The sequence below is a fragment of the Streptomyces sp. NPDC030862 genome (assembly GCF_055571835.1).
In genome coordinates this window covers 383,021-409,537 of the sequence record NZ_JBVIEN010000005.1, presented here as the reverse complement: position 1 = coordinate 409,537, position 26,517 = coordinate 383,021, and the positions used below count along the sequence as shown (strand labels likewise).

25 protein-coding genes are annotated in these 26,517 nt (G+C 70.8%); 5 read left to right on the top strand and 20 right to left on the bottom strand.

What is annotated here, in order from left to right:
- Window positions 1–3 precede the first annotated feature (3 nt).
- Window positions 4–936, top strand: coding sequence for an ADP-ribosylglycohydrolase family protein (locus tag ACZ42X_RS16335; protein ID WP_468289718.1), 933 nt, complete (start codon window positions 4–6; stop codon window positions 934–936).
- Between the two features lie 56 nt (window positions 937–992).
- Here the strand turns inward: ACZ42X_RS16335 and ACZ42X_RS16330 are convergent, their stop codons facing one another.
- From ACZ42X_RS16330 to ACZ42X_RS16280, 11 genes are all read right to left on the bottom strand, one after another.
- Window positions 993–3,821, bottom strand: a complete 2,829-nt coding sequence (locus ACZ42X_RS16330; protein WP_468289715.1) for a DEAD/DEAH box helicase — start codon at window positions 3,819–3,821, stop codon at window positions 993–995.
- Between the two features lie 106 nt (window positions 3,822–3,927).
- Window positions 3,928–4,881 carry a twin-arginine translocase subunit TatC gene (tatC, locus tag ACZ42X_RS16325; RefSeq protein WP_468289712.1) on the bottom strand — a complete coding sequence of 318 codons (954 nt, stop codon included), beginning with the start codon at window positions 4,879–4,881 and terminating at the stop codon, window positions 3,928–3,930.
- A 52-nt stretch (window positions 4,882–4,933) separates the two neighbouring features.
- The gene (tatA, locus tag ACZ42X_RS16320) at window positions 4,934–5,212 is read right to left on the bottom strand and encodes a Sec-independent protein translocase subunit TatA (RefSeq protein WP_468289708.1); all 279 of its coding nucleotides are present in this window, start codon (window positions 5,210–5,212) and stop codon (window positions 4,934–4,936) included.
- A gap of 220 nt (window positions 5,213–5,432) precedes the next feature.
- Window positions 5,433–5,630, bottom strand: coding sequence for a hypothetical protein (locus tag ACZ42X_RS16315; RefSeq protein ID WP_084897529.1), 198 nt, complete (start codon window positions 5,628–5,630; stop codon window positions 5,433–5,435).
- Between the two features lie 19 nt (window positions 5,631–5,649).
- Window positions 5,650–6,003 (bottom strand): hypothetical protein, encoded by a 354-nt coding sequence (locus ACZ42X_RS16310; protein ID WP_468289705.1) that lies wholly within the window; start codon window positions 6,001–6,003, stop codon window positions 5,650–5,652.
- A gap of 133 nt (window positions 6,004–6,136) precedes the next feature.
- Complete coding sequence (locus tag ACZ42X_RS16305; RefSeq protein ID WP_361422202.1) at window positions 6,137–7,102, bottom strand: helix-turn-helix transcriptional regulator; 966 nt, start codon at window positions 7,100–7,102, stop codon at window positions 6,137–6,139.
- Window positions 7,103–7,118: 16 nt separating this feature from the next.
- Window positions 7,119–8,075, bottom strand: a complete 957-nt coding sequence (locus tag ACZ42X_RS16300) for a helix-turn-helix transcriptional regulator (protein WP_468289701.1) — start codon at window positions 8,073–8,075, stop codon at window positions 7,119–7,121.
- Window positions 8,076–8,236: 161 nt separating this feature from the next.
- On the bottom strand, window positions 8,237–8,611 hold the full coding sequence (locus ACZ42X_RS16295; protein ID WP_468289698.1) for an FKBP-type peptidyl-prolyl cis-trans isomerase: 375 nt from the start codon (window positions 8,609–8,611) through the stop codon (window positions 8,237–8,239).
- Between the two features lie 55 nt (window positions 8,612–8,666).
- On the bottom strand, window positions 8,667–9,617 hold the full coding sequence (locus ACZ42X_RS16290) for an FKBP-type peptidyl-prolyl cis-trans isomerase (protein WP_468289695.1): 951 nt from the start codon (window positions 9,615–9,617) through the stop codon (window positions 8,667–8,669).
- Between the two features lie 283 nt (window positions 9,618–9,900).
- Complete coding sequence (gene pafA, locus ACZ42X_RS16285) at window positions 9,901–11,262, bottom strand: Pup--protein ligase (protein ID WP_355362339.1); 1,362 nt, start codon at window positions 11,260–11,262, stop codon at window positions 9,901–9,903.
- A 9-nt stretch (window positions 11,263–11,271) separates the two neighbouring features.
- The gene (locus ACZ42X_RS16280; protein ID WP_468290152.1) at window positions 11,272–12,552 is read right to left on the bottom strand and encodes an MFS transporter; all 1,281 of its coding nucleotides are present in this window, start codon (window positions 12,550–12,552) and stop codon (window positions 11,272–11,274) included.
- Between the two features lie 125 nt (window positions 12,553–12,677).
- Here ACZ42X_RS16280 and ACZ42X_RS16275 point away from each other — a divergent pair, with 125 nt between their 5' ends.
- Entirely contained in the window at window positions 12,678–13,715 is a 1,038-nt protein-coding gene (locus ACZ42X_RS16275; RefSeq protein ID WP_468289691.1) for a LacI family DNA-binding transcriptional regulator, read from the top strand.
- A 148-nt stretch (window positions 13,716–13,863) separates the two neighbouring features.
- On the opposite strand, the gene prcA is transcribed toward ACZ42X_RS16275, so the two are convergent.
- From prcA to arc, 5 genes are all read right to left on the bottom strand, one after another.
- Window positions 13,864–14,616 (bottom strand): proteasome subunit alpha, encoded by a 753-nt coding sequence (prcA, locus tag ACZ42X_RS16270; RefSeq protein WP_468289688.1) that lies wholly within the window; start codon window positions 14,614–14,616, stop codon window positions 13,864–13,866.
- A gap of 34 nt (window positions 14,617–14,650) precedes the next feature.
- Window positions 14,651–15,496 (bottom strand): proteasome subunit beta, encoded by an 846-nt coding sequence (gene prcB, locus ACZ42X_RS16265; protein ID WP_403552386.1) that lies wholly within the window; start codon window positions 15,494–15,496, stop codon window positions 14,651–14,653.
- Window positions 15,497–15,667: 171 nt separating this feature from the next.
- Complete coding sequence (locus ACZ42X_RS16260) at window positions 15,668–15,886, bottom strand: ubiquitin-like protein Pup (RefSeq protein WP_062646942.1); 219 nt, start codon at window positions 15,884–15,886, stop codon at window positions 15,668–15,670.
- Between the two features lie 167 nt (window positions 15,887–16,053).
- Window positions 16,054–17,565 carry a depupylase/deamidase Dop gene (gene dop / locus ACZ42X_RS16255; protein ID WP_468289684.1) on the bottom strand — a complete coding sequence of 504 codons (1,512 nt, stop codon included), beginning with the start codon at window positions 17,563–17,565 and terminating at the stop codon, window positions 16,054–16,056.
- A gap of 271 nt (window positions 17,566–17,836) precedes the next feature.
- Window positions 17,837–19,603, bottom strand: coding sequence for a proteasome ATPase (gene arc, locus ACZ42X_RS16250; protein WP_468289681.1), 1,767 nt, complete (start codon window positions 19,601–19,603; stop codon window positions 17,837–17,839).
- 238 nt (window positions 19,604–19,841) lie between these two features.
- Here arc and ACZ42X_RS16245 point away from each other — a divergent pair, with 238 nt between their 5' ends.
- Window positions 19,842–20,147, top strand: coding sequence for a ferredoxin (locus tag ACZ42X_RS16245; RefSeq protein ID WP_468289678.1), 306 nt, complete (start codon window positions 19,842–19,844; stop codon window positions 20,145–20,147).
- Window positions 20,148–20,169: 22 nt separating this feature from the next.
- Here the strand turns inward: ACZ42X_RS16245 and ACZ42X_RS16240 are convergent, their stop codons facing one another.
- The 3 genes from ACZ42X_RS16240 to ACZ42X_RS16230 form a co-directional block, all read right to left on the bottom strand.
- Complete coding sequence (locus tag ACZ42X_RS16240) at window positions 20,170–20,760, bottom strand: hypothetical protein (RefSeq protein ID WP_468289675.1); 591 nt, start codon at window positions 20,758–20,760, stop codon at window positions 20,170–20,172.
- A gap of 182 nt (window positions 20,761–20,942) precedes the next feature.
- The gene (locus tag ACZ42X_RS16235; RefSeq protein ID WP_361422164.1) at window positions 20,943–21,830 is read right to left on the bottom strand and encodes a tRNA (adenine-N1)-methyltransferase; all 888 of its coding nucleotides are present in this window, start codon (window positions 21,828–21,830) and stop codon (window positions 20,943–20,945) included.
- Window positions 21,831–21,848: 18 nt separating this feature from the next.
- Complete coding sequence (locus ACZ42X_RS16230; protein ID WP_468289672.1) at window positions 21,849–23,087, bottom strand: site-2 protease family protein; 1,239 nt, start codon at window positions 23,085–23,087, stop codon at window positions 21,849–21,851.
- Between the two features lie 113 nt (window positions 23,088–23,200).
- Here ACZ42X_RS16230 and ACZ42X_RS16225 point away from each other — a divergent pair, with 113 nt between their 5' ends.
- Window positions 23,201–24,127 (top strand): RecB family exonuclease, encoded by a 927-nt coding sequence (locus tag ACZ42X_RS16225; protein WP_468289669.1) that lies wholly within the window; start codon window positions 23,201–23,203, stop codon window positions 24,125–24,127.
- Window positions 24,128–24,136: 9 nt separating this feature from the next.
- Entirely contained in the window at window positions 24,137–24,811 is a 675-nt protein-coding gene (locus ACZ42X_RS16220) for a response regulator transcription factor (RefSeq protein ID WP_361422155.1), read from the top strand.
- 104 nt (window positions 24,812–24,915) lie between these two features.
- On the opposite strand, the gene ACZ42X_RS16215 is transcribed toward ACZ42X_RS16220, so the two are convergent.
- Window positions 24,916–26,499, bottom strand: a complete 1,584-nt coding sequence (locus ACZ42X_RS16215) for an ABC transporter substrate-binding protein (protein ID WP_468289664.1) — start codon at window positions 26,497–26,499, stop codon at window positions 24,916–24,918.
- Window positions 26,500–26,517: the final 18 nt, after the last annotated feature.

Sequence of the window (26,517 nt, the reverse complement as noted above, 5' to 3'; positions counted from 1 at the left end):
CGGATGCACCCGTGGGAGCGCGTCACCGGCACCGTCCTCGGCTCCGCCGTCGGCGACGCCCTCGGCGCGCCCTTCGAGTTCGGCCTGCCGGGCGTGTACCGCGCCCGGTTCCCGGACGGCGTCGGCGAGATGTGCGGAGGCGGGGGCTGGGATCCGGGCGAGGCCACCGACGACACGCAGATGGCGGTGCTGGTGGGCGAGTCCCTGCTGGAGCGCGGCGGCCTCGACCTGCCGGACGTCTTCGACCGGTTCCGGCGCTGGGCGGCGGGCCAGCCCAAGGACATCGGGCTCCAGACGGAGGACGTCCTGACCAACGGCGAGCCGTGGGACCTGGCGGCCGCGCTGCACTTCCAGCTCAACGGCCGCGCGGCGGGCAACGGTTCCCTCATGCGGGCCGCCACGTCCGCCGTGTACTTCGCGGGCGCCGGACGTACCGGCACCATGGCGGCCGCCCGGCGGATCGCGGCGCTCACCCACGGCGACCGGGCCGCGTGGGAGGGTACGGCCCTGCTGCACGAGCTGATCCGCGTGGCACTGGAGGGAGCCGACCCCGTGGCGGCGGTACCGGACGCCCTCGCCGCCGTGCACCCGGGCCATCGGGCGCGGTGGGCCGCCGTCCTCGCGCCCGGCTGGCACCCGGACCACGCCACCGAGTTCAACGGCGCGGTCTGGCCGTGCCTGGGCTCCGCCCTCTGGGCGCTGCGGACGACCGGCTCCTTCGAGGAGGCCCTGGCGGCGGCGATCGACCTGGGCGGCGACACCGACACGGTCGCGGCGGTGACGGGCGCGCTGGCCGGCGCCGTGTACGGCGCGGCCGCCATCCCCGCGCGCTGGACGTCACCGCTGCACGTCCCTCTCCCGGGATACGGCGACCGGGTCCTGCGCGCCCCCGAACTCGCCGCGCTCGCCGAGCGTCTCGGCGCGCACCCACACTGAGGGCCCGGCCGGAGCGATCCGGCCGGGCCCTCATCTCTCCACGGGGTGAAACGCCGTCAGCCCACCGAGCTGTACGCCACCACACCCCGCAGCAGCCCGTCGACCGCCTTGCGGGCACTCTTGGCGACCGTGCTGTCCTCCCTCGGCGCCGCGGCCGCGATCTGGCCGAGGACGTCGATCACCTGCTTGCACCACCGGACGAAGTCGCCGGCCGGCATCTCCGTCTCGCGCAGCACCTCGTCCAGGCCGCTGCCGGAGGCCCACTGGTGGGCCGCCCAGGCGAAGCCGAGGTCCGGCTCGCGCTGGCCGACGCCCTCGGTCTGGTTGATCCTGAACTCCTCCTCCAGGGCGTCCAGGTGGCCCCAGATGCGGACCATCTCACCGAGCGCGGCCTTCGTGCGGCCCGTCGGCAGCTTCGGCGCGACGGCGTCGTCCGCCTGCCGGGACTCGTACACCAACGCAGAGACACAGGCGGCCAGTTCCGCGGGGTTGAGGCCCTCCCACACGCCCTCGCGCAGGCATTCACTGGCCAGCAGATCCAGTTCGCCATAAAGCCGGGCGAGCCGCTTGCCGTTCTCGGTCACCTCGTCGGCGCGCAGGTAGTCCATCTCGGTCAGCAGCGCGACGATCCGGTCGAAGGTGCGGGCGATGGTGTTCGTCCGCCCCTCGATGCGCCGCTCCAGCTGGCGCGTGTCCCGCTGGAGGCGGTGGTACCGCTCGGCCCACCGGGCGTGGTCCTCGCGCTCGTCGCACCCGTGGCAGGGGTGCGCGCGCAGCGCCTTGCGCAGCCGGGCGATCTCACGGTCGTCGGCCGCCGCGGAGCGCTGCTTGCGGTGCCGGTCGGGGACGATGTGCCCGGCCTTGGTGCGCAGCGCGGACGCGAGGTCGCGCCGCGACTGCGGGGAGCGGGGGTTGAAGGTGCGCGGGATGCGCATCCGCTCCAGGGGCTCCACCGGCACCGGGAAGTCGATGGCGGCGAGCCGCTTGACCTGCCGTTCGGCGGTGAGCACCAGCGGGCGGGGCCCGTCGGCGTGCTCGAAGCCGCGGTGCCCGTTGGACCGGCCGGCCGGCAGGCCGGGGTCCAGGACCAGCGCCAGGCCGGCGAACTTGCCGGTCGGCACGTGGATGACGTCACCGGGCTTGAGCTTCTCCAGCGAGGAGGCGGCCGCCGCACGCCGCTGCGCCGCGCCCTGCTTGGCCAGTTCGGTCTCGCGCTCCTTGAGCTCGCGGCGCAGCCGCGCGTACTCCTCGAAGTCGCCGAGGTGGCAGGTCATGCCCTCGCGGTAGCCCTCGAGCCCCTCCTCGTTGCGCTGGACCTGCCGGGAGATGCCGACCACCGACTTGTCCGCCTGGAACTGCGCGAACGACGTCTCCAGCAGCTCGCGCGAGCGGTGCCGCCCGAACTGGTCGACCAGGTTCACCGCCATGTTGTACGACGGCTTGAAGCTGGAGCGCAGGGGGTAGGTGCGCGTGCCGGCGAGGCCCGCGAGGTACTCCGGGTCCATGCCGCGCTGCCAGAGCACGACGGCGTGGCCCTCGATGTCGATGCCGCGCCGCCCGGCGCGCCCGGTCAGCTGGGTGTACTCGCCCGGGGTGATGTCGGCGTGCTGTTCGCCGTTCCACTTGACGAGCTTCTCCAGCACCACCGACCGCGCGGGCATGTTGATGCCCAGGGCGAGGGTCTCGGTGGCGAACACCGCCTTGACCAGGCCCCGCACGAAGAGCTCCTCGACGACCTCCTTGAAGGTCGGCAGCATGCCGGCGTGGTGTGCGGCGATGCCCCGCTCCAGGCCCTCGAGCCATTCGTAGTACCCGAGGACGTGCAGGTCCTCCGTAGGGATGGACTCGGTGCGCTCCTCGACGATCTCCCGCACCCGCCGGCGCGACTCCTCGTCGTTGAGCCGCAGCCCGGCGTACAGGCACTGCTGTACGGCGGCCTCGCAGCCGGCCCGGCTGAAGATGAAGGTGATGGCGGGCAGCAGCCCTTCGGCGTCGAGCCGCTCGATCACCTCGGGGCGTCCGGGTGTCCAGATCCGGGAGCGCTGGCGCCGCTCGCGCTCCCGGTCGGCCTCGCTCATCCTGCCGCGCCGCCGGTCACGGCCGTTGAACGGGCGGGAGTTCTCCATGCGGGCCAGGCGCAGCAGGTCGGGGTTGACCTCGCGCCGCGCGGAGCCGCGGCCGCCGTGGTCGGTCTCCTCCTCGAAGAGGTCGTACATCCGGCGCCCGGCCAGCACGTGCTGCCACAGGGGGACGGGGCGGCTCTCGGAGACGATCACCTCGGTGTCGCCGCGGACGGTGTCCAGCCAGTCGCCGAACTCCTCGGCGTTGGACACGGTCGCCGAGAGCGACACCAGCGTCACCGACTCGGGGAGGTGGATGATCACTTCCTCCCACACGGCACCGCGGAACCGGTCGGAGAGGTAGTGCACCTCGTCCATGACCACGTAGCCGAGGCCGCGCAGCGACTGGGAGCCCGCGTACAGCATGTTCCGCAGGACCTCGGTGGTCATGACGACCACCGGTGCCTCGGAGTTGACGCTGTTGTCGCCGGTCAGCAGGCCGACCTTCTCCGGCCCGTAGCGTTTGACCAGGTCGGCGTACTTCTGGTTGGACAGCGCCTTGATGGGCGTGGTGTAGAAGCACTTGCGCCCCTGCTCCAGGGCGAGGTGCACGGCGAACTCACCGACGATGGTCTTGCCGGAGCCGGTGGGGGCCGCGACGAGTACGCCCTTGCCTGCCTCCAGGGCACGGCAGGCCTCGATCTGGAACGGGTCCAGCTCGAAGTCGTACAGGTCCCGGAAGGGAGCGAGCGCGGTCGCCTGCTCGGCGGCGCGGCGCCGGGCCGCCGCGTACGCCTCCGCGGGTGTGAGGTCTTCTTGGGTCATCTTGTTATCGAGCGTACCCGCCACCACTGACAGTCAGCTCGATCTTTAATCCGCCGTGCACGACACCACGGTCCGCAGCGGGCCGGAGGCGGTACGTGACCGGGCCTCAGGTGATGTCGTCGTAGCCGTTCAGCCGCTGCGGACGGGACGCGCCGGCGTCTCCGGTGGCCTGCTCGGGCAGCGCGGCGCGCGCGGACGGCACGGCCTCCACCTCGCCGATCGGGGCGGGGGTGAGGTCGACGGGAGCGGCCTCGTCGTCGTCCAGCTCGGCGTCCGGGTCGTTCCGCCGTCGCCGCTTGTCGTTGAGGAGGGCGATGCCGACGGCCAGGAAGTACAGCAGGATGATGGGCCCGGAGAGGGCGATCATGCCGAGCGGGTCCGTGGACGGGGTGGCGATCGCGCCGAAGACGAAGATGCCCATGATCACACCGCGCCACCAGCCGGCCATGCGCCGTCCGGTGACGATCCCGGCGGCGTTGAGCATGATCAGCAGCACCGGCAGCTCGAAGGAGAAGCCGAAGATGAGGACCATCCGGACCGTGAAGTCCAGGATCTTGTCGACTTCGAGCAGGTTGGCCGCGGGGTCCGGCGTGATGCTGAGCAGCACGCTCATGCTCACCGGCATGATCAGGTACGCGACGTAGACGCCGGCGGCGAAGAGCGGGACCGCGGCGGCGGCGAAGTAGTACGTGTACTTCTTCTCGCTCTTGTGGAGGCCGGGCGCGACGAAGGCCCACAGTTGGTAGAGCCAGACGGGGCACGACAGGACGATGCCCGCCATCAGGACGACCTTGACCGTGGTCGTGAACGGGGACAGCAGGTCGTTGTAGACGATGGTGGCGCACTTGCCACCGGTCTCCATGACTCCCTTCGGGCACCGCTCGACCGGTGACGAGAGGAAGTCCATCAACTCCTGGCTGTAGAACGCCGCGGCGATGGACGTGATGATGATCGCCAGCATGGCCTTCGCGAGCCGGTTGCGGAGCTCGCGCAGGTGGTCCGCGAGCGGCATCCGGCCCTCGGGGTCCTTCTCCTTCTTACTGCGGGCAGGCTTGAGCAACCCACGTCCTCATCTCGTGCGGCAGGCCGTCCGCTCGGCGGTCGGCCTTGGGTCAGCGCTGGGTGGTGTCGGACGGCTCGGTGACGGGGCGGGCGCTGGTCACGTCGCCGGGCGCCGCCTTGATGGTGCGCTGGGCCGGGGGCTGCTCGGCCGGCGGGTCGGCCGGGGCCGGCTGCTGCCCGTCCGACTTCATGGCCTTGGCCTCGCTCTTCAGGATGCGGGCGGACTTGCCGAGCGAACGGGCCATCTCCGGGAGCTTCTTGGCGCCGAAGAGGAGGACGATGGCCAGGACGATGAGAGTGATCTCAAGAGGGCCGATCTGTCGGAACATAACTGTTGTCTACCTTCTCACCGAGGCGGCTTGGGGCGGGCTCCCGGCCGGTGCACCGGACTGGTGTCCGAGCCAACGGCCGTCAGGATCGTAACGCGCACGGGTAAACGCCCGGCAATCCCTGTGCGTACTCCCGTTTGCGGCGGATTTCAGCGAAACCCACGCAACCAGCAGCGTACCTGCCGGGAGTGGACGGGAGGAGGCCGCGTGCGCTATCGCGTCACCGCAGCGTCTCCCCCGTACGGGCCAGATCGGTGGCCGCGCGTTCCAGGTCCTCGGCCGCGCGGTTGATCCGCTGTGTGGTGTGCGTCACTTGACGTCCGAGGCGCTGGGCCTCGATGAACACCCGGATGCCCAGGACGCCGAGGACGGCGATACCGAGGAAACCGAGGGCGATGGCGAGCATGGGCCAGAACATGCGCAGAGCCTAGACCTCGTCAGACGGTGGAGTGGAGGCGCAGCGTCCGCACGCCGCCCCCGGTGAGGAGCTCGACGATGCGTGCGCCGGCCGGTTTGCGGACGGCGGAGCCGCACGCGGGGCAGGTGAAGGAGTAGAAGGTGGTACGCCGGCTGGCGCCGATGGCGAGCCGGAGGCAGCCGGCGGAGAGCTCGCAGCGTGCGTGGCATTCGGAGCAGGCGGCCTTGAAGAGGACCGGCGCGAGGGACGGGGGTAGGGTTCCGGTTCCGGCGGCGGCTCCGGCCCCGACACCGGCACGGGTGCCGGCACCGGCACCCGCGGTGCTTCCGCTTCCGATTCCGACACCGGTCCCGGTTCCGGGCGTCGCGGACATATCGCTCAATTCCCTCGACTTTTCATCCACTCGTCGGCCCCCACATGGCCGGTTCTTCGCGGTCGCCCCTGACGACCGTCGCCGTCTGACGCCGTCGGGCCCGTCTGACGCCGTCGTACGCCGTCAGACGCCGTCAGACGCCGTCGTACGCGGCCAGCGCCTCGGCCGCCGCCCGCCGCGCGCTCTCGGCCAGCTCCGGCGGCGAGACGATCCGCCCGTCGCGCCCCAGCCGCAGCGCGAGCCGCCGCAGCGACGCCGGGTCGGGCGTGCGCACGGTGACGCGCAGACCGCCGTCGGGCAGCTCCTCGGCGCTGTCGTGCGGGTAGTACTCGGCGACCCAGCGGCCGCCGGGGCCCACCTCGATCACGACCTCGGGGTCGTCGGCCGACGGCTGGACGAGCCCTTCGGACAGGTCGCGCAGCTCTATCTCCGGCGGCGCCGACGGCTCGTCGAGGATCCGGATCTCGGCCACCCGGTCGAGCCGGAAGGTGCGCCGCGCCTCGGAGAGGCGGCACCACGCCTCCATGTACGTATGGCCGACGGCGAAGAGGCGGATCGGGTCGACCTCGCGCTCGGTGAGCTCGTCGCGCGCGGGCGAGTAGTACCGCACCCACAGCCGGCGCCGCTCCGAGATGGCGCGGTCGACCTCGGCGAAGACGCCGCCCTCGGACTCGAAGGTCACCGAGAGGCGGGAGCTCGCGCCCGCCGCCTCACCGGCCGCGGCCTCCAGCTTCGCGGTGGCGCGCAGCAGCGCCTCGCGGTCGCCCTCGCGCAGCCCCGGCAGGGTGGCGACGGCCCGCGCGGCGACCAGCAGTGCGGTGGCCTCGTCGGCGGCGAGCCGCAGCGGCTCGGCGGCCTCGGCGGCGAGGGCGGCCGGGTTGTGCCACCAGATCCGCTCGCCGTCGGTGTCGATGTCCAGCAGGTCGCCGCCGCGGAAGCTGGTCCCGCACATGGGCAGCACGTCGAGGTCGGAGATCAGCTCGTCCTCGGTGATCCCGAAGGCCCGGGCGACGTCGCCGACGTGCGCGCCGGGGCGCTCACGCAGGTACGTCACCAGGGACAGCATCCGCCGGGTCTGGTCGATCGCGTTCGTGGCCATCGTTTCGTACGTCCCCTCAGCCCTTGGCCACGGCGCGCAGCCGGTCCACCACGTCGGCCCGCAGATCGGCCGGTTCCAGTACGACGACGTCCGGCCCGAACTCGACGAGCCAGGCGTCCAGGCCGTGCCCGTACGGGATCTCCAGCTCGTCCCAGCCGTCGCCCAGCACCGTTACGGACAGGGCGCGGGCGCGCAGTGGGTAGCCGCAGTCGGCGCGCAGCCGGATCCGCGCGGAGCGGGTCGCGCTCTCCCCCGCCCACCGCTCGACGGTCTCCCGGACGGTCGAGACGTCCGGGACGGGCGCGGTGAAGGCGCCGGCCCGGGAGCGGACCGTGCCGGTGATCCGGGAGAGGCGGAAGACGCGCCCGGCGCCGCGCTCGCGGTCCCAGCCGGCCAGGTACCAGTGGCCGCGCCAGCACTCCAGCGACCACGGCTCGACCTGGCGGGTCTCCGGGCGGGCGGCGTTGGCCTTGCGGTACTGGAAGACGACGGGGCGGCGGTCCCGGCAGGCCAGCATGAGCGGTTCGAAGGCGGCCTCGTGGACCGGGATGCGCGGTTCGAGCGCGCTGTGCCGGTCGTCGAAGGCGTCCTCGGCCTCGGGCATGCCCGCGGCGCGCAGCTTCTGCAGGGCGCCGCTGGCGGCGCCGGCGAGGCGGGCCTGCTGCCACACCTTGGCGGCGAGGCCGAGCGCGGCGGCCTCCTCGGCGTCCAGCTGGACGGGCGGCAGGCGGTTGGAGTCGCGGCGGGCGAGGTAGCCGGTCTCGCCGTCGAGGTTCTCCACGGTCTCGATGACCAGGCCCAGTTCGCGCAGGTCGTCCTTGTCGCGCTCGAACATGCGGTTGAAGGATTCGTCGGAGCCGGCTTCCAGGTACGCCTCGATGGAGCCGCGCAGCTCCCGCTTGCTCAGCGGACGGCGGGTCCCGAGCAGGCACAGCGCCAGATTCATCAGCCGCTCGGCCTTGGCAATCGCCATCGACGCCCTGCACCCACCTCTGCTCGTGGAGACACTCTCGCCGGATGACGGTACCGCCCCGGGGTGTCGTGGCAAAAGCCGAGGCCCATGCCGCGGAACGGCATGGGCCTCGAACGACCGGTACGACCGGTACGGCCGGGAAACGGCCGCGGGTGTCAGCCCTAGCGGACGGCCACCAGGTCGCAGACGAAGATCAGGGTCTCGCCCGGGGCGATGGCGGAACCGGCGCCGCGGTCGCCGTACGCGAGGTGCGGGGGGATGACCAGCTGGCGGCGGCCGCCGACCTTCATGCCCTGCACGCCCTTGTCCCAGCCCTCGATGACCTGGCCGACACCGAGCTTGAACTCCAGCGGGGTGCCGCGGTTCCAGGAGGCGTCGAACTCCTCGCCGGTGGAGAAGGCGACACCCACGTAGTGGACCTTGACGAACTGGCCGGCCTGGGCGACCTCGCCGTCGCCCTCCCAGACGTCCTTGATCTCAAGGTCGGCCGGCGGCTCGCCGCCCGGGAAGTCGACCTCGGGCTTGTCGTTGCTCACGGGAAACATGCTCCTTGGTGTGCGATGTGCAAAGGGCCAGTCTTACAGACGTCCGCTACGCGACTCCGAGGATGTCCACCGCGAACACCAGCGTCGCCTTGGGCGGGATCGGCCCCTGGCCCTGGTCGCCGTACGCCTTGTCCGGCGGTACGACGAGGAGCACGCGGCTGCCGACCTTCTTGCCCGCCAGGCCCTCGGACCAGCCGGGGATCACGTTGGCCAGCGGGAAGGTGACGGGGCCGCCCTTCGAGAAGCTGTTGTCGAACTCCTTGCCGCCGTCCCACAGGACACCCTTGTACTGCACGGCGACCGTGTCGCTCGGCTTGACGGCCGGGCCGGTGCCCTCGATGACGTAGTTCGAGACCAGCTTCTTCGGCGCGGCCTTCTTCGGCACGTCGACCGACGGGGCCTTGCCGTCGGTGTTGGTGCCGACCTTGGGCAGGTCGATGTTGTCCTGCGCGACCTCGGTGCCCTTGGCGGAGGACATGAAGGTCTTGGCCTTCACGATGTCCATGACGAAGACGAGGGTGGAGTTCGGCTTGATGTCGCCCTGGCCCTGCGCGCCGTAACCGAGCTCCGGCGGGATCGACACCTCCAGGCGGCTGCCGACCTTCTGGCCGTCCAGGGCCTTCTGCCAGCCCTCGATGACGCCACCGCCGCCGATGGACACGGAGAAGGGCTCGCCGCGGTCGAAGCTGTTGTCGAAGGGCTTGTCGGAGTCCCAGGTCTGCCCGAGGTAGTGCACCTGGGCCTGGTCGCCCTTCTTGAGCTTCTGGCCCTTGCCCTCGCTGAGGACCTCGACCTTGAGCTCCTTGGGCGGGGCGCCCTCGCCCTTGGCAAGGGTGGGCTTCTCCCCGAACTTCGCTCCCGCGGTGATCGCCGGGAGACCGTTCTTCATCGAGGCGGTAGAGGCGGTGTCGGAGGCGGTGGAGCCCTTGTCGTCGCCGCACGCCGCCGTGGACAGCAGCAGCAGGGGGACGACGAGTAGGCCGGCAAGTCGGCGCACGTGTTCCTCAGATCTCAGACGGCACAGTGGTCGTCCGCCACTCTAGGGGGTGTCTTGCCGATCTGGCCGGGCTCGCGACGCCTGGCACGCGCGCTCGCCACGTTGTCGTCGGTCGCCAATGCTCCGCAGTGGCTCCCTCCTCCGCCTTGCGATCACACGCACCAGACCCCGCTCCCTGATCCGGCCCGATCGACAAGACACCCCCTAGGCCGCGAAACGGCCCCGCACGAGAAACGTGCGGGGCCCTTTCACCTCCCAGGAGATCCGGATCACATTCCGGCGGTCACATCCCGGCGATCAGCTTCTCCACCCGGTCGTCGACCGACCGGAAGGGGTCCTTGCACAGCACCGTGCGCTGCGCCTGGTCATTGAGCTTCAGGTGCACCCAGTCGACCGTGAAGTCCCGGCGCTGCTCCTGGGCGCGGCGGATGAAGTCGCCGCGCAGCCGGGCGCGGGTGGTCTGCGGGGGCACGGACTTGCCCTCGAAGATCTTCACGTCGTTGCAGATCCGGGCGGCCTGTCCGTTCTTCTCCAGCAGGTAGTAGAGCCCGCGCCGACGGTGGATGTCGTGGTACGCGAGGTCTATCTGGGCGACCCGCGGGTGCGACATGGTCATGTTGTGCTTGGCCCGGTAGCGCTCGAGCAGCTTGTACTTCATGACCCAGTCGATCTCGGTGTCGATCCGGTCCAGGTCCTCCTGCTCGATGGCGTCGAGCGTGCGGCCCCACAGCTCCAGGACCTGGGCGACCGTACCGGTGCGGATGCCGCGCCGGTCGACGAAGTCGACGGCCTTGTCGTAGTACTCGCGCTGGACCTCCAGGGCGGAGGCCTCCCGCCCGCTGGCGAGGCGCACCTTGCGCTGTCCGGTGATGTCGTGGCTGACCTCGCGGATGGCCCGGATCGGGTTCTCCAGGGTGAGGTCGCGCATGACCGTGCCCGCCTCGATCATGCGCAGGACGAGGTCGGTGGCGCCGACCTTGAGCAGCATGGTCGTCTCGGACATGTTCGAGTCGCCGACGATGACGTGGAGGCGGCGGTAGCGCTCGGCGTCGGCGTGCGGTTCGTCGCGGGTGTTGATGATGGGCCGGGAGCGGGTCGTGGCGGAGCTGACGCCCTCCCAGATGTGCTCGGCGCGCTGGCTGACGCAGTACACGGCGCCGCGCGGGGTCTGCAGCACCTTTCCGGCGCCGCAGAGCAGCTGCCTGGTCACCAGGAACGGGATGAGGATGTCCGCGAGCCGGGAGAACTCTCCGTGGCGGGCGACGAGATAGTTCTCGTGGCAGCCGTAGGAGTTTCCCGCCGAGTCGGTGTTGTTCTTGAAGAGATAGACGTCGCCCGCGATTCCCTCCTCGTGCAGACGGCGTTCTGCGTCGACGAGCAGGCCTTCCAGAATGCGCTCGCCGGCCTTGTCGTGGGTGACCAGTTCGGTCACGTTGTCGCATTCGGGCGTTGCGTATTCCGGATGCGATCCCACGTCGAGGTAGAGGCGGGCGCCGTTCCGCAGGAAGACGTTGCTGCTGCGGCCCCATGACACGACACGGCGGAAGAGGTAGCGCGCCACTTCGTCAGGAGACAGTCGGCGCTGTCCCCTGAACGTGCACGTGACGCCGTACTCGTTCTCCAGCCCGAAAATGCGGCGGTCCATGAGGGAACATTACGCCTGATGGCCCGTGCTGAAACCGGGTTCGACTGCACCGTTTCGATCATTTTCCGATGTCGCCACGACATCGTCGGCGGGTTGTGCCGTACGCAGCGGAACTGCCAGCGCCCGCTGGGTGGCCAGCAGGACCAGCAGGGCGGCGAATCCGGCGGCGCCCGCGACGGCGAAACTCGCGGCGGTGCCGGCCAGCTCTACTGCCGGACCGGCCACGGCCGTTCCCGCCGCGGCGCCCACGCCGAAGGTGGTGACCAGCCAGGAGAACGCCTCGGTGACCGTGCCGCGCGGCGCGTGCCGGTCGACGACGATGAAGGCGCAGGCGATGGCGGGCGCCAGGAAGACACCGGAGACGGCCGCCAGGGCCGTCATGGGGACGACCCCGGGGGTGAGCACCAGCGGCAGATAGCCGAGGGCCAGCAGGGCGACGAGCGCGCGCAGCCGCCGCTCGGGGGCGCCGGCCCACTGGCGGGCGCCGTACAGGCCGCCGCCGATGAGGGCGCCGAGTCCGAGGGCGGCCATCAGCCAGCCGTACACGGACTCGCTGCCGTGGTCCTCGGCGTACGCGTACGCCGCGACCGTGATGGAGCCGAGGGCGAGGCCGACGAAGAAGAAGGAGCCGAGCAGGGCGAGCAGCCCCGGCGAGCGCAGGGCGCCCAGCCAGTGCGCGTCGCGGGGCGCGGAGCGCCAGGTGCGGGACGGCTCGGAGACGACGACGGAGAGGGCGCCGAGGACGCCGAGCACGTTGATGACCAGCAGCGCGGCGGACGGCGACCAGACCGCGACGAGCAGCGTGACCAGCAACGGGCCGACGGTGAACATGACTTCCTGGGCGACCGCGTCCATGGCGTACGCCCGGTGGACCCGGTCCTCGCGGCCCAGCACGCTCGGCCACAGGGCGCGCAGTCCGCCTTCCAGCGGCGGGGTGAACAGCCCGGCGACGGCGACGGCCGCGTACGTCAGCGGCAGCGGCTCCGTTCCGGTGAGGACGAGCAGCGCCATGCCGAGCGCGGAGACGACGGCGGCGGGCAGCTGCACGCGGGGCTGGCCGTACAGGTCGACGGCGCGGCCGAGGACGGGCTGGCCGATGGCGTTGGCGAGGCCGTACACGCCGGCGAGGGCGCCGGCGAGGCTGTAGCTGCCGCCCTCGGCCCGGGTGAAGACCATGATCGCGATGGGTCCGGTGCCGTTGGGCAGCCGCCCGACGAGGGTGCCGACGAGCAGCCGGAGGGCGTGGGGTGCCCGGAGTATGTCGGCGTATCCGCCGGCCGTGGCGGCCATGTACTGCCCCTCTCCCCCGGCGATCACGCCGAGGTTTTACGTATAACGTCCTGCGTCATACGTACCATGACGGCATTCCGCGGGTCCACCCCGCGGCCAGTGATCGTCGAGACGCGGAGGCGCGCGTGCACCACCCGGACCCGGACCCGGCCCCCAGGGCCGCGGCCCCGCCCACCAGCCGGGACGTGGCCCGCGCGGCCGGGGTGTCGCAGGCCACCGTGTCCCTGGTGCTCGGCGACAAGTGGCGCGGGCGGGTCTCGGAGCGGACCGCCGCCGTGGTGCGGGACGCGGCGGACGAGCTGGGCTACCGGCCCAACCTCGCGGCCCGCAGCCTGCGCCTCGGCCGTACGCGCACGGCGCTGCTGGTGGTCCCGGCGCTCACGAACGAGTTCTTCGCCCGCGTCTACACGGGCGCTGCCACGGTCGCCGCCGAACACGACTTCGGCGTGGTCCTGTACCCCTCGCCCGAGGGCGTCGGTCCGGCGCGGGACCCGTTCGCCTCGGCGCGCGCCGCGCTGGACGGGGTCATCGCCTCGTCGATGGCCGCCGACGCGCTGCGGGCGATCCGGGGCACGGACCTGCCGCTGGTGATGCTCGACAGCGACCCGGCCGATCCGGGCGCGGCCGCCCATGTGAACCTCGACGTCGCCGACGGCATGCGGCAGGTGCTGGCCCACCTGCTGGGCCTGGGCCACCGCCGCTTCCTGCACCTGTCGTCGGCGGTGCCGTCCTGGACCTTCGACGTACGCGCCCGGGCCCTGGACGCGTACCTGCGCGAGGTGCCCGGCGTCGAGGTCCGTACCGTCGCGGCGCCGCTGAGCGTGGCGGGCGGCCGGGAGGCGGCCGAGCGTGCGCTGAGCGGGCCCGGCGCGCGTCCGACGGCCGTCGTGTGCGACGACGACATCCTGGCGGCGGGCGCCTGCAAGGCGGTACGGCGCCTGGGGCTGCGGGTGCCCGAGGACGTGTCGGTCACCGGCTTCGACGACCTGGCGCTGGCGACCGCGGTGGAGCCCGAGCTCACGACGGTGCGGCTGCCGGCCGAGCGCATCGGCGAGCGCGGCATGGCGGCGCTGCTGGCGGTGCTGACGGGCCGGCCCCCGGAGCACGGCGACCTCCCGGTGGCCCTGGTCCCCCGCGGCTCCTCGGGCCCGGCACCGGCATAGCCCGCGGCCGGCGTGGCCCACACCGGCATAGCCCGCGGCCGGCGTAGCCCGGCGTCCCTGGCGGCGGACCGGCACGGCGACGCCCCGGCCCCGCCTGGCGGCGGACCGGGGCATCAGCGGCGTTCGGAGCCCCTGAGTCCGGGGGCGGCTACTCCTCCTCCGCCTCGTCCGAGGGGGCGTTCGTCGGGGTCGAGGCCGCGCCGTCCGCCTCCAGCAGGCGGACCAGCTGGCGGCCGACGATCCGCTTGAACTTGCGCTGCTGCGGTCGCGTGCGGTCCAGGACCGCCACCTCCAGCCGCTCCGCGGGGATCTCCCGCTCGCTGCCGTTGGTGTCCCGGGACAGCGCCTGCACGGCGAGCTTCAGCGCCTCGGCGAGCGACATCCCGTCGCGGTGCCGCTGGTCGAGGAAGCTGCTGATCTGCTCGGCGTTGCCGCCGACCGCGACCGAGCCGTGCTCGTCGACGATCGACCCGTCGTGGGGCAGACGGTAGATCTGGTCGCCCTCGGGCGAGGTGCCGACCTCGGCGACGACCAGCTCCACCTCGTACGGCTTCTCGCCGGCACTGGAGAAGATGGTGCCGAGCGTCTGGGCGTAGACGTTGGCGAGCCCGCGGGCCGTGACGTCGTCCCGGTCGTAGGTGTAGCCGCGCAGGTCGGCGTAGCGCACACCGCCGATCCGCAGGTTCTCGTACTCGTTGTACTTGCCGGCGGCGGCGAAGGCGATCCTGTCGTAGATCTCGCTGAACTTGTGCAGGGCTCGGGACGGGTTCTCACCGACGAAGACGATGCCGTCGGCGTACTGCAGCACAACCAGGCTGCGTCCACGGGCGATGCCCTTGCGGGCGTATTCCGCCCGGTCCTGCATGGCCTGGGCGGGCGAGACATAGAACGGCGTCGTCACCGGCTATCCGTCCCTTTCTTCAGTGGCGGGTTCATCAGAGCAGCGCGGCGCGCGGTCCGTCGGGCTGTTCGAGGCGGCGCTCCAGCACGGAGCGGGAGATCTCGGAGGCCTCGGCCTCGGTGAGCCGCCGGAAGCCCTCGTCCGTGATGACGGTGAGGACCGGGAAGATCCGGCGCGCCACGTCGGGACCGCCGGTCGCCGAGTCGTCGTCCGCCGCGTCGTACAGCGCCTGCACGACGAGGGTGACCGCCTGCTGCTCGGTGAGGTCCTCGCGGTAGAGCTTCTTCATGGAGCCCCGCGCGAAGATCGAACCGGAGCCGGTGGCCGCGAAACCGTGCTCCTCGGAGCGGCCGCCCGTCACGTCGTACGAGAAGATCCGGCCCTTCTCGCGCTCGACGTCCCAGCCGGCGAAGAGCGGGACGACGGCCAGGCCCTGCATGGCCATGCCCAGATTGCTGCGGATCATCGTCGAGAGGCGGTTGGCCTTGCCCTCCAGGGAGAGCTGGGTGCCCTCCACCTTCTCGAAGTGCTCCAGCTCCAGCTGGAAGAGCTTGACCATCTCCACGGCGAGACCGGCGGTGCCGGCGATGCCCACGGCCGAGTACTCGTCGGCCGGGAAGACCTTCTCGATGTCGCGCTGGGCGATCATGTTGCCCATGGTGGCCCGCCGGTCACCGGCGAGGACGACGCCGCCGGGGAACGTTGCGGCGACGATGGTGGTCCCGTGCGGGGCCTCGATGGCGCCCTGCAGGGGCGGCAGCGTCCGGTTGCCCGGCAGCAGCTCCGGCGAGTGGTCGGCCAGGAAGTCCATGAAGGAGGACGAGCCGGGCGTCAGGAAGGCTGCCGGCAGACGCCCGGTGCTACGAGGGTTGGCTTCCACGCGATTCCTTCCGAAATGAGGCGGCGGCCCGCCGCTGCGGCGGTCGGGCCGATCATGCGTGCTGTGCACGGACCTTACCCGTGCCGTCGCCGGTCATCCGCCCCGGTGCCGTCGGGATCGAAGCTCTTGCCGGAGCTCCTCCACCGACGGCCCGGAAACGGACAACGACCCCTACTGCCCGCCCTTTTGCACGAATGACCTCACGAAATCCTCTGCGTTCTCTTCGAGCACGTCATCGATTTCGTCCAGCACGGAGTCGACGTCGTCCGACAGCTTCTCCTGGCGCTCCTTGAGGTCCTCGGAAGCCTGCGCCTCCGGGGCCTGCTCCTCGACCTCCTCCGTGGAGCGCGTCGCCTTCTGCTGCCCGCCGCCGGTGTCCTTGGTCGCCATATCCCTCACCCCGCTCGGTTTGCCCGCTTGGTTCGGTCTCTCAAGATCAGACCCTACAAGGACGGTCTGACATCGGCCCTGCACTTTCCTCAACGTCCGGGGCCCATCACCATGATTCCCGGAAGATCGCCGGCCGAAGCTCTTTTCGAACGACTGGTCCCGTGGTCTCAGCCGCCGGACAGGACGCGGACCAGCTCCTCGGCCGTGCGGCAGCGGTCCAGCAGCGCCTTCACGTGATTGCGTGTACCGCGCAACGGTTCCAGGGTGGGCACCCGCTGCAGGGAGTCGCGGCCGGGCAGGTCGAAGATGACCGAGTCCCACGAGGCCGCCGCGACGTCGTCCGCGTACTGCTCCAGGCACCGGCCGCGGAAGTAGGCCCTGGTGTCCTCCGGGGGCTTGCTCTGGGCCCGCTGGACCGCCTCCTCGTCCAGGAGGCGCTTCATCTTCCCGCGGGCCACCAGACGGTTGTACAGACCCTTGTCGGGCCGCACGTCGGCGTACTGGAGGTCCACCAGGTGGAGCCGGGCGGCGTCCCAGTCGAGGTCGTCCCGGCGCCGGTAACCCTCCATGAGCTCGCGCTTCGCGATCCAGTCGAGCTCGCCGGAGAGGCTCATCGGGTCGTTTTCGAGCCGGTTGAGGGTGTCCTCCCACCGGGACAGGACGTCCTTGGTCTGCTCGTCGGCGTCGGCCCCGAACCGTTCCTCCACGTACTTGCGGGCCAGCTCGAAGTACTCCATCTGCAGCTGCACGGCGGTCAGCGTCCGACCGTTACGCAGCGTGATCAGGCGCTTCAGGGAGGGGTCGTGCGAAACCTGGTGGAGAGTGCGCACCGGCTGGTCGACGGCGAGGTCGACCGTGATGAAGCCCTCCTCGATCATGGACAGGACCAAGGAGGTCGTGCCCAGCTTGAGGTACGTCGAGATCTCCGACAGGTTCGCGTCGCCGATGATCACATGGAGCCGGCGGTACTTCTCGGCGTCGGCGTGCGGCTCGTCGCGGGTGTTGATGATGGGCCGCTTGAGCGTGGTCTCCAGGCCGACCTCGACCTCGAAGTAGTCCGCGCGCTGGCTGATCTGGAAGCCGTGCTCGTGGCCGTCCTGGCCGATGCCGACCCGGCCGGCGCCGGTGACGACCTGCCGGGAGACGAAGAACGGCGTCAGGTGGCGCACGATGTCCGAGAAGGGGGTCTCCCGCTTCATCAGGTAGTTCTCGTGCGTGCCGTAGGACGCGCCCTTGTTGTCGGTGTTGTTCTTGTAGAGGTGGATCGGCTGGGCGCCGGGCAGCTGGGCCGCCCGCTCGGCGGCCTCGGCCATGATCCGCTCGCCCGCCTTGTCCCACAGGACGGCGTCGCGCGGATTGGTGACCTCCGGGGCGCTGTACTCCGGGTGGGCGTGGTCCACGTAGAGCCGGGCGCCGTTGGTGAGGATCACGTTGGCCAGGCCGATGTCCTCGTCGGTGAGCTGGCTGGAGTCGGCGGCCTCGCGGGCGAGGTCGAAGCCGCGGGCGTCCCGCAGCGGGTTCTCCTCCTCGAAGTCCCAGCGGGCGCGGCGCGCCCGGTGCATCGCCGCCGCGTAGGCGTTGACGATCTGGGACGAGGTGAGCATGGCATTGGCGTTCGGGTGCCCAGGGACGGAGATCCCGTACTCCGTCTCGATGCCCATTACTCGCCGTACAGTCATGCGGCCCTCCTTGCCCGGCGGCGTCCCCGTTCGGAAACGGCGCTCAAGTACCGCTGGTACCCCGATGCGTATGCGGTGCCCGTCCCCGCACTGCGCGACCCGGCGGTATGGAAGAGCCTAGAACGCCTCCGCGCTGGTGGGGAGATCCATTGCGTCATTGCTGCGATGTGGTCGGAATGATGCCCCCGTGGCCGTTCATTCGTTCATCTGTTCATCACGGAAAGCAACCGGCTGCGGATGCCCGGTACGGACACCCGCAGCCGGTTTGCGATTACAGGTACTGGCCGGTATTCGCCACCGTGTCGATGGAGCGACCGGTGTCCGCGCCCTGCTTTCCGGTGACGAGGGTGCGGATGAAGACGATCCGCTCGCCCTTCTTTCCGGAAATACGAGCCCAGTCGTCCGGGTTCGTGGTGTTCGGCAGGTCCTCGTTCTCCTTGAACTCGTCCACGCACGCCTGGAGGAGGTGGGAGACCCGCAAACCCTTCTGGTTGTGGTCGAGGAATGCCTTGATGGCCATCTTCTTCGCCCGGTCGACGATGTTCTGGATCATCGCTCCGGAGTTGAAGTCCTTGAAGTACAGGACTTCCTTGTCGCCGTTCGCGTACGTGACCTCGAGGAACCGGTTCTCCTCGGACTCCGCGTACATCTGCTCCACGACCGACTGGATCATGGCGTCGACGGCGGCTTCCTTGCTGCCGTTGTGCTCGGCCAGGTCGTCGGCGTGCAGCGGCAGCGAAGGTGTCAGGTACTTGGCGAAGATGTCCTTGGCCGCCTCCGCGTCCGGGCGCTCGATCTTGATCTTCACATCGAGCCGGCCGGGCCGCAGGATGGCGGGGTCGATCATGTCCTCGCGGTTGGAGGCGCCGATGACGATGACGTTCTCCAGGCCCTCCACACCGTCGATCTCGGCGAGCAGCTGGGGGACGATGGTGTTCTCCACGTCCGAGCTGACACCGGATCCGCGGGTGCGGAAGAGGGACTCCATCTCGTCGAAGAAGACGATGACGGGGGTGCCCTCGCTCGCCTTCTCACGGGCACGCTGGAAGACGAGGCGGATGTGCCGCTCGGTCTCGCCGACGTACTTGTTGAGGAGCTCGGGGCCCTTGATGTTGAGGAAGTAGCTCTTCCCCGCGGGCTGGCCGGTCACCTCGGCGACCTTCTTGGCAAGGGAGTTGGCGACGGCCTTCGCGATCAGCGTCTTGCCGCAGCCGGGCGGTCCGTAGAGCAGGATGCCCTTCGGCGGCCGCAGTTCGTGCTCCTGGAAGAGGTCGGGGTAGAGGTACGGCAGCTCGACCGCGTCGCGGATCAGCTCGATCTGGTTGCCCAGACCGCCGATCTTCGTGTAGTCGACGTCCGGAACCTCTTCGAGGACGAGCTCCTCGACCTCGCTCTTCGGGATGACCTCGTACACGTACCCGGACCTGGGTTCCAGCAGCAGGGCGTCGCCGGGGCGGATGGTGGTGTCCAGCAGCGGCTCGGCGAGCCTCACCACCCGCTCCTCGTCGGTGTGCCCGAGCACCAGGGCCCGCTCGCCGTCCTCCAGGATCTCCTTGAGGGTGACGATGTCCCCGGCGCGCTCGAACTCCATGGCCTCGACCACGTTGAGCGCTTCGTTGAGCATTACTTCCTGGCCGCGCCGGAGCTCTTCGAGCTCGACGCTGGGGCTGACGTTCACCCGGAGCTTGCGGCCCCCGGTGAAGATGTCGCAGGTGCCGTCCTCGTTCGCCTGCAGGAAGACACCGAAGCCCGCCGGCGGCTGCGCGAGCCGGTCGACCTCCTCCTTGAGGGCCACGATCTGATCGCGGGCCTCACGGAGCGTGTTGGCGAGCCGCTCGTTCTGAGCGGACACGCCGGCCAGATTGGTCTGCAGCTCGACGATCCGCTCTTCGAGAATCCTCGTGTGACGCGGAGAGTCGGCGAGCTTACGTCGCAGGACGGCGATTTCCTGCTCGAGATAGGCGACCTGGCCGGCTGGGTCCTCAGACCCCCGCCCCGGCCGGATGCCGCGGTTGATGTCGTCGTCGTGGGCTGCCACGGTCCTCACCTCCTCCAAGGGGAGCTGGACGCTTCCTGACCCTACCTGGGTGGGTGGTGATTGAAACCCCTAGATCACAAAGACTCTCGAGGTGTGTCCGATCTTCACCCTTGCGCTCTCCCTCACTGCCAGGGGGATACCCACCCATCAACATCTGAAAGCGGGCGGTTGTATGGTCGGAGGGGCCAACACCCGTCGAGGGTGGCCGGACTTAGACGAACGAAGCTAGGGGAATTGCGTGCAGCACGAGGCTCCGACCGCGGGCGCCGACGAGGCCCTTGAGGTCTGGATCGACCAGGACCTCTGCACCGGCGACGGGATCTGCGCGCAGTACGCCCCCGAGGTCTTTGAACTGGACATCGACGGCCTGGCGTACGTCAAGAGCGCCGACGACGAGCTGTTGCAGGACAAGGGCGCCACGACGCCCGTACCGCTGCCGCTCCTGCGGGACGTGGTGGACTCGGCCAAGGAGTGTCCGGGCGACTGCATCCATGTCCGACGCGTTTCGGACAAGGTGGAGGTCTACGGTCCCGACGCTGAGTGACAGCGTCGACACGGACATACCCCTACATATCGCTCGGTTCGGCGGCTTCGGAGCGGACGAACTTTCCACCCGCCCACCGCCACTTGACCGCCTCCACCTGGTCCGGGCAGCAGCGCGGCACGTCCGCCGACGAGTACCCCATGAGCGTCGCGGTGACGGCACCGTCACGGACGGCGAGCTCGCTCGCCGAGAGCCGCTCGGCGGGCTCCACCAGGGTGGCCACCACGCGCGCACCGGTGCCGTCGCGCCCCGCCGTGAGGACGTAGAGGCCGCTCGGCGGCGTACCGGAACCGGCGTCGCAGCGGACGGCCGCGACCGTCTCGGGACGCCCGTCCCCGTCGAGGTCCCCCGATGCGCGCTTCGCCACCGCGGTGGGCGCTCCGCCGCACTCCAGCGGGTACGTCGCCGCTCTCGCGTCCGGGGCGGTGACCGGCGCCGGGGCGGCCGGGGCCGCGGCGGTGGTGACGGCGCCGCCGGTCTGCGAGGCGGTGGCGGCGCCGGGTTGCAGCAGTCCGGCGGCCGCGACCACCGCGGCCATCGCCGCGGCGGTGGCGAGCCAGTGCACCGGGCGGGCGTGGGTGTGCGCGAGGTCCAGGGCGGCGGAGGGCTGCACGCGGAGTGCCTCCTGTGGGCTGTGCGGTGGGGGTGGCCTGCATCGTGCCATAGGTCACAGGAAGGCGGAACAGGGGGGTCGCGGCCCGGGTGAACGTGAAGGCGCCGCCCTCTAGTTCCCGCGCCGGTGGCGGGAACTAGAGGGCGGCGCCCGTGCGTTGTCGAGGCGTCAGCCTCAGGGCGTCAGCCCTTGTTGGGGCCTTCGTAGTCGTCGCCGTACGCGCCCTTGGCGGGGCGACGGCGGCGCATCGGCGGCTCGACGCCGTCCGCGAGGCGGCGGGCGGTGACCAGGAAGCCGGTGTGGCCGATCATCCGGTGGTCGGGGCGGACGGCCAGGCCCTCGACGTGCCAGTTGCGGATCATCGACTCCCAGGGCTGCGGCTCGGCGTAGCAGCCGATCTCGCGGATGGACTCGACGGTCCGCGCGAGCTGGGTCGTGGTCGCCACGTAGCAGCAGAGGATGCCGCCGGGGACGAGCGCCTTGGAGACGGCCTCCAGGCACTCCCAGGGGGCGAGCATGTCCAGGATGACGCGGTCGACGTCGGAGTCCGACAGGTTGTCCTGGAGGTCGCCGACGGTGAGCTGCCAGGCGGGGTGCGGGCCACCGAAGTAGCGCTCGACGTTGGCCTTCGCGATCTCGGCGAAGTCCTCGCGGCGCTCGTAGGAGTGCAGCATGCCGCTGTCCCCGATGGCGCGCAGCAGGAAGCTGCTGAGCGAGCCGGAACCCACCCCCGCCTCGACGACGCGCGCGCCGGGGAAGATGTCGGCGAAGGCCAGGATCTGCCCCGCGTCCTTGGGGTAGACCACGGCGGCGCCGCGGGGCATGGACAGGACGTAGTCGGGGAGCAGGGGGCGCAGCGCGAGGTAGGCGACGTTTCCCGTGGTTCGGACAACACTGCCCTCGGGAGCACCGATCAGCTCGTCGTGCGGGAAGGAACCCTTGTGGGTGTGGAAGTTCTTCCCGGCCTCGAGCGTGAACGTGTAGTGGCGTCCCTTGGGGTCGGTGAGCTGGACCTGGTCCCCGACCTTGAAGGGCCCGCGACGGCGGGCGGCACCGGTCGGTTCGGACATGTGACCAGTGTATGGGGTCTACGAACCGGGCCGTGCCATGGCCTGGACGAAGGCCCGCTCGACGTCGGCCGTGGACAGGACGCCGTAGATCTCCCCGGTCTCCTCGACGACGAGGTACTCGCTGGCGGGGGTGGCCCGCAGCCGGTCCAGGAGGGCCTCTCCGGCGAGCTCGGCGGGGACGCGCATGCCGTCGGTGAGCTCCTGGGCGAGGCCGCTGACCGCGACCCAGGGGCGGCGGTGCTGGGGGACGCCGACGATGGCCGTCTCACGGACGAGGGCGGTCGGCTCGCCGTGGCCGTCGACGACGACCAGGGCGCGGGCGCCTGCTTCGTTGGCGCGGCGCAGGGCCTCGGAGAGGGGGGTGTCGGACTCGACGGGGACGGCACGCCGGGTGAGGGCGCGGGCGCGCAGGTCGGGCAGGTGCTCGCGCAGGCGGGCCATGCGCAGGCTGTTGCCGGCGCCGGTCCAGATGATCGCGGCGAGGATGGCGGCAAGGAGGGCGTCGGTGACGGTCTCCATGCCGCCGATCTCGCCGCCCGCGGCGCCGAGTGCGCCGGTGTGGGTGAGCAGCGGCAGGCCGATGAGGACGGCGACGGCGAGGGCGCGGCCCACCCAGGCGGCGGCGACGGTGCCGGCCATGGGCCTGCCGGTGATCTTCCAGACGACGGCGCGGAGCATGCGGCCGCCGTCCAGCGGCAGGCCGGGCAGCAGGTTGAACGCGGCGACGAGCAGGTTGGAGATCATCAGCCCGGCGAGCAGGACGCCGGGGACGGTGCCGGGTTCGACGGCGTACAGCGCGGCGTAGAAGGCTCCCGCGAGGACCAGGGAGAGCAGCGGGCCGACGAAGGCGAGGACGAACTCGCGGCCGGGGGTCTCGGACTCCTTCTCGATCTCGGAGACGCCGCCGAAGAACTGGAGCTGGATGCGGCGCACCGGCAGTTTGAAGCGGAGCGCGGCGAGGGTGTGGGCCAGTTCGTGGACGAGTACGGAGGCGTAGAAGGCGACCGCGAAGAAGAGGGAGACCAGGTAGCGCATGGTGCCGAGTTCGGGCAGGACGCGGTCGAGCTGGCCGCCGAAGACCCAGGTGATGAGGGCGGCCACCAGGAACCAGCTCGGGGCCACGTACACGGGCACGCCGAAGAGGCGGCCCATGAGGATGCCACCGCCGGGTTCGCGCGGTGTGCCGGTGTCGGGGCCGGCTGCGGCCGTGTCGGACCTCGGGCGGGGGGTCTCGCCGCTCTCGTCGTCCTTTTTCACGGGTTCCCTTCGGTGCGTAGCGTGATGAGCTACTCACGATCATGCAATGGCGGGCGGTCTGGCGTCGATGGTATGCCGCTCGTTGTCAGTGGCGGGCCGTAGGGTTCTCAACCATGACCACGAGCCCTTCCGGCTCGCCGGGCCCCGACGGCCCCGCGAGTCCCCGGCCGCCCGCGTCGCTGTCGCCGTCGCGGGCGAGCGACTTCATGCAGTGCCCGCTGCTGTACCGGTTCCGGGTGATCGACAAGCTGCCCGAGAAGCCGAGCGAGGCGGCGACCCGCGGCACGCTGGTGCACGCGGTGCTGGAGCGGCTCTTCGACGCCCCGGCGGCGGAGCGTACGGCTCCGCGGGCGAGGTCGCTGGTGCCCGGGCAGTGGGAGCGGCTGCTTGAGGCGCGGCCGGAGCTCGGGGAGCTGTTCGAGGGGGACGCCGAGGGCGAGCGGCTGACGCGGTGGCTGGCCGAGGCGGAGCAGCTGGTCGAGCGGTGGTTCACGCTGGAGGACCCGACGCGGCTGGAGCCCGCGGAGCGGGAGCTGTTCGTGGAGACGGAGCTGGAGTCGGGGCTCCGGCTGCGGGGGGTGATCGACCGGGTCGACGTGGCTCCTTCGGGTGAGGTGCGGATCGTCGACTACAAGACGGGCAAGGCGCCGCGGCCGGAGTACAGCGAGGGGGCGCTGTTCCAGATGACGTTCTACGCCCTGGTGGTGTGGCGGCTGAAGGGCGTGGTGCCGCGCCGGCTGCAGTTGGTGTACCTGGGCAGCGGCGATGTGATGACGTACGACCCGGTGGAGGCGGACCTGCTGCGGGTCGAGCGCAAGCTGCTGGCGCTGTGGGATGCGATCCGCCGGGCGACCGAGACGGGTGACTGGCGGCCGCGGCCGACGAAGCTGTGCGGCTGGTGCGACCACCGGTCGTTCTGCCCGGAGTTCGGGGGTACGCCTCCGGTGTACCCGCTGCCGGTGCTCCCGGCGCAGCGGGCGGACGCGCCGGAGGCGGCAGGGCAGAATGGGCCCGGTCAGCCGAGCCTTGACGGCCTTTAAGGAGTACTCGTGGCCATCCGCGTCCTACTGGTCGACGACCAGCCGCTGTTGCGCACCGGTTTCCGGATGATTCTGGAGGCGGAGCAGGACATCGCGGTCGTCGGGGAGGCCGGGGACGGCCTCCAGGCCCTCGACCAGGTGCGGGCGCTGCAGCCCGATGTGGTGCTGATGGACATCCGGATGCCCCGGATGGACGGGGTGGAGGCGACCCGGCAGATCACCGGGCCGGAGCGGGACGGGCCGGCGAAGGTGCTGGTCCTGACCACCTTCGACCTGGACGAGTACGTGGTGGAGGCGCTGCGGGCGGGGGCGAGCGGCTTCCTGCTGAAGGACGCGCCCGCCCATGAGCTGGTGCAGGCGATCCGGGTGGTCGCGGCGGGCGAGGCGATGCTGGCGCCGAGCATCACGCGCCGGCTGCTGGACAAGTACGCGAGCCATCTGCCCTCGGGCGAGGAGCCGGTGCCCGACGCGCTGAACACGCTGACCGACCGCGAGGTCGAGGTGCTGAAGCTGGTGGCGCGCGGGCTGTCGAACGCGGAGATCGCCGCGGATCTGTTCGTCAGCGAGACGACGGTCAAGACGCACGTGGGCCATGTGCTGACGAAGCTGGGCCTGCGCGACCGGGTGCAGGCGGCGGTGTACGCGTACGAGAGCGGCCTGGTGCGCCCCGGCGCGCAGCAGTAGCCCGGTCCGGCGAGCAGCCCGGCCCGGCCTGTCGGTACGACGACGGGGCGGGGTGCCCGGCGTCCGCCGGAGGCACCCCGCCCCGTATCCGGCCGTCGGGCCGGTCAGGCCTTCTTGATCTCCCAGAAGCGGAAGACGGTCGACGCGTCCAGCGTCCACTCCAGGCCCGTGATGCCGTCGCGGGCGACGGCGTACTGCTTGCCCTGCCACAGCGGGAGGATCGGCAGCTCCTCGGCGACGAGGTCCTGGAGCTTGCCGTAGTCCTCCTCGGTGGCCGTGCGGTCGGCGGCGGCCGCGGTCTTGGGGATGATCGTCCCGGTGATCCGCTTGTTCTCGTAGTTGTTCTCGAGGACGTTGCCCTCGCCGAAGAACGGCGAGGTGAAGTTGTCCGGGTCCGGGTAGTCGGGGACCCAGCCCTTGACGTACACGCCGTACTTGCCGGCCTTGATGTCCTTCTCGTACTGGGCGTACTCGACGGACTTCACGGTGACGTCGAACAGTCCGCTGGCGTTGAGCTGCTTGGCGATCGCCTTCAACTCCTCGTCCGTGGACGGGCCGTAGCGGCTGGGCGTGGACCAGAGGGTGAGCTGGACCTTGCCGTCGACGCCGGCGGAGCGCAGGGCCTGCTTGGCCTTCTCGGGCTGGGGCCGGTCGCCGTAGGTGTCGAAGAAGGCGGTGTTGTGGCCGGTGATGCCGGCCGGGACGATCGAGTAGAGCGAGGTGGCGGTGGCCCGGTGGACGTCCTCCACCAGGGCGTCGCGGTCGACGAGGTACGCGATGGCCTTGCGGACGCCGAGCTTGCCGACGACCGGGTCCTTCACGTTGAAGACGAGGTGCTTGACCTCGGCGCTGGTGCCCTCGATGACCTCGATCTTGGAGTCGGCCGTCGCCGACTCCTTCAGCTCGGCGATGTCGGCGGCGGCGAGGCCACGGTAGGCGACGTCGATGTCGCCCTTCTTCAGGGCGTCGGCGAGGGACTTGCGGTCGCCGTTGTAGAACTTCAGCGTGACGCCGCCGTTCTTCACCTTGGCCGTGCCCTGGTACTCGTGGTTGACCGAGAAGACCGCCTTGCCGTCGGAGTACGACTCCAGCTTGTACGGGCCGGAGCCGACCGCCTTGCCGTCGGTGCGCAGGCTGTCGGCGGCGTACTCGCGGTGGTCCACGATGGAGCCCGCACCCGAGGCGATCTTGCTGGGGAAGGTGGCGTCCGGGACCTTCAGCTTGAAGACGACGTTCTGCTCGTCGGGCGTATCGATGGACTGGATCGAGGTCAGCAGCGGCGCCGGGCCGGCCGGGTCGTTGATCTTCAGCGCCCGCTCGAAGGAGAACTTGACGTCCTCGGAGGTCAGCGGGTTGCCGTTGCTGAACTTCAGGTCGTCGCGGAGCGTGCAGCGGTAGACCGTGCTGCTGCCCTGGTCGAAGCCGCACTTCTCGGCCGCTTCCGGCTGTGGCGTGGAACCGCCCTTGGGGAAGCTCAGCAGGGACTGGAAGACGTTGTTGAACAGCAGCCAGGAGCCGGGGTCGTAACCGGCGGCGGGGTCGGTCGACAGGACGTCGTCGGACATGCCGACGAGCACCGTGACGCCGCTCTCACCCGCGTCGCCCTTCTCCGAACCGCAACCGCTCAGCATGGCGGCCGCCAGCACTGCCGAGAGGGGGGCGGTCAGCCACTTGTTGTGCACCTTCACAGGAACCTTGCCTCTGGA

Coding starts and splice junctions, on each gene's coding strand:
- ACZ42X_RS16300 (WP_468289701.1), bottom strand. CDS start 8,075: ATGGCGATTGCCAAGGCCGAGCGGCTGATGAATCTGGCGCTGTGCCTG.
- ACZ42X_RS16330 (WP_468289715.1), bottom strand. CDS start 3,821: ATGACCCAAGAAGACCTCACACCCGCGGAGGCGTACGCGGCGGCCCGG.
- ACZ42X_RS16305 (WP_361422202.1), bottom strand. CDS start 7,102: ATGGCCACGAACGCGATCGACCAGACCCGGCGGATGCTGTCCCTGGTG.
- tatA (WP_468289708.1), bottom strand. CDS start 5,212: ATGTTCCGACAGATCGGCCCTCTTGAGATCACTCTCATCGTCCTGGCC.
- ACZ42X_RS16310 (WP_468289705.1), bottom strand. CDS start 6,003: ATGTCCGCGACGCCCGGAACCGGGACCGGTGTCGGAATCGGAAGCGGA.
- ACZ42X_RS16260 (WP_062646942.1), bottom strand. CDS start 15,886: ATGGCGACCAAGGACACCGGCGGCGGGCAGCAGAAGGCGACGCGCTCC.
- ACZ42X_RS16225 (WP_468289669.1), top strand. CDS start 23,201: ATGACCACGAGCCCTTCCGGCTCGCCGGGCCCCGACGGCCCCGCGAGT.
- ACZ42X_RS16235 (WP_361422164.1), bottom strand. CDS start 21,830: ATGTCCGAACCGACCGGTGCCGCCCGCCGTCGCGGGCCCTTCAAGGTC.
- ACZ42X_RS16335 (WP_468289718.1), top strand. CDS start 4: ATGCACCCGTGGGAGCGCGTCACCGGCACCGTCCTCGGCTCCGCCGTC.
- ACZ42X_RS16315 (WP_084897529.1), bottom strand. CDS start 5,630: ATGTTCTGGCCCATGCTCGCCATCGCCCTCGGTTTCCTCGGTATCGCC.
- dop (WP_468289684.1), bottom strand. CDS start 17,565: ATGACTGTACGGCGAGTAATGGGCATCGAGACGGAGTACGGGATCTCC.
- pafA (WP_355362339.1), bottom strand. CDS start 11,262: ATGGACCGCCGCATTTTCGGGCTGGAGAACGAGTACGGCGTCACGTGC.
- ACZ42X_RS16280 (WP_468290152.1), bottom strand. CDS start 12,552: ATGGCCGCCACGGCCGGCGGATACGCCGACATACTCCGGGCACCCCAC.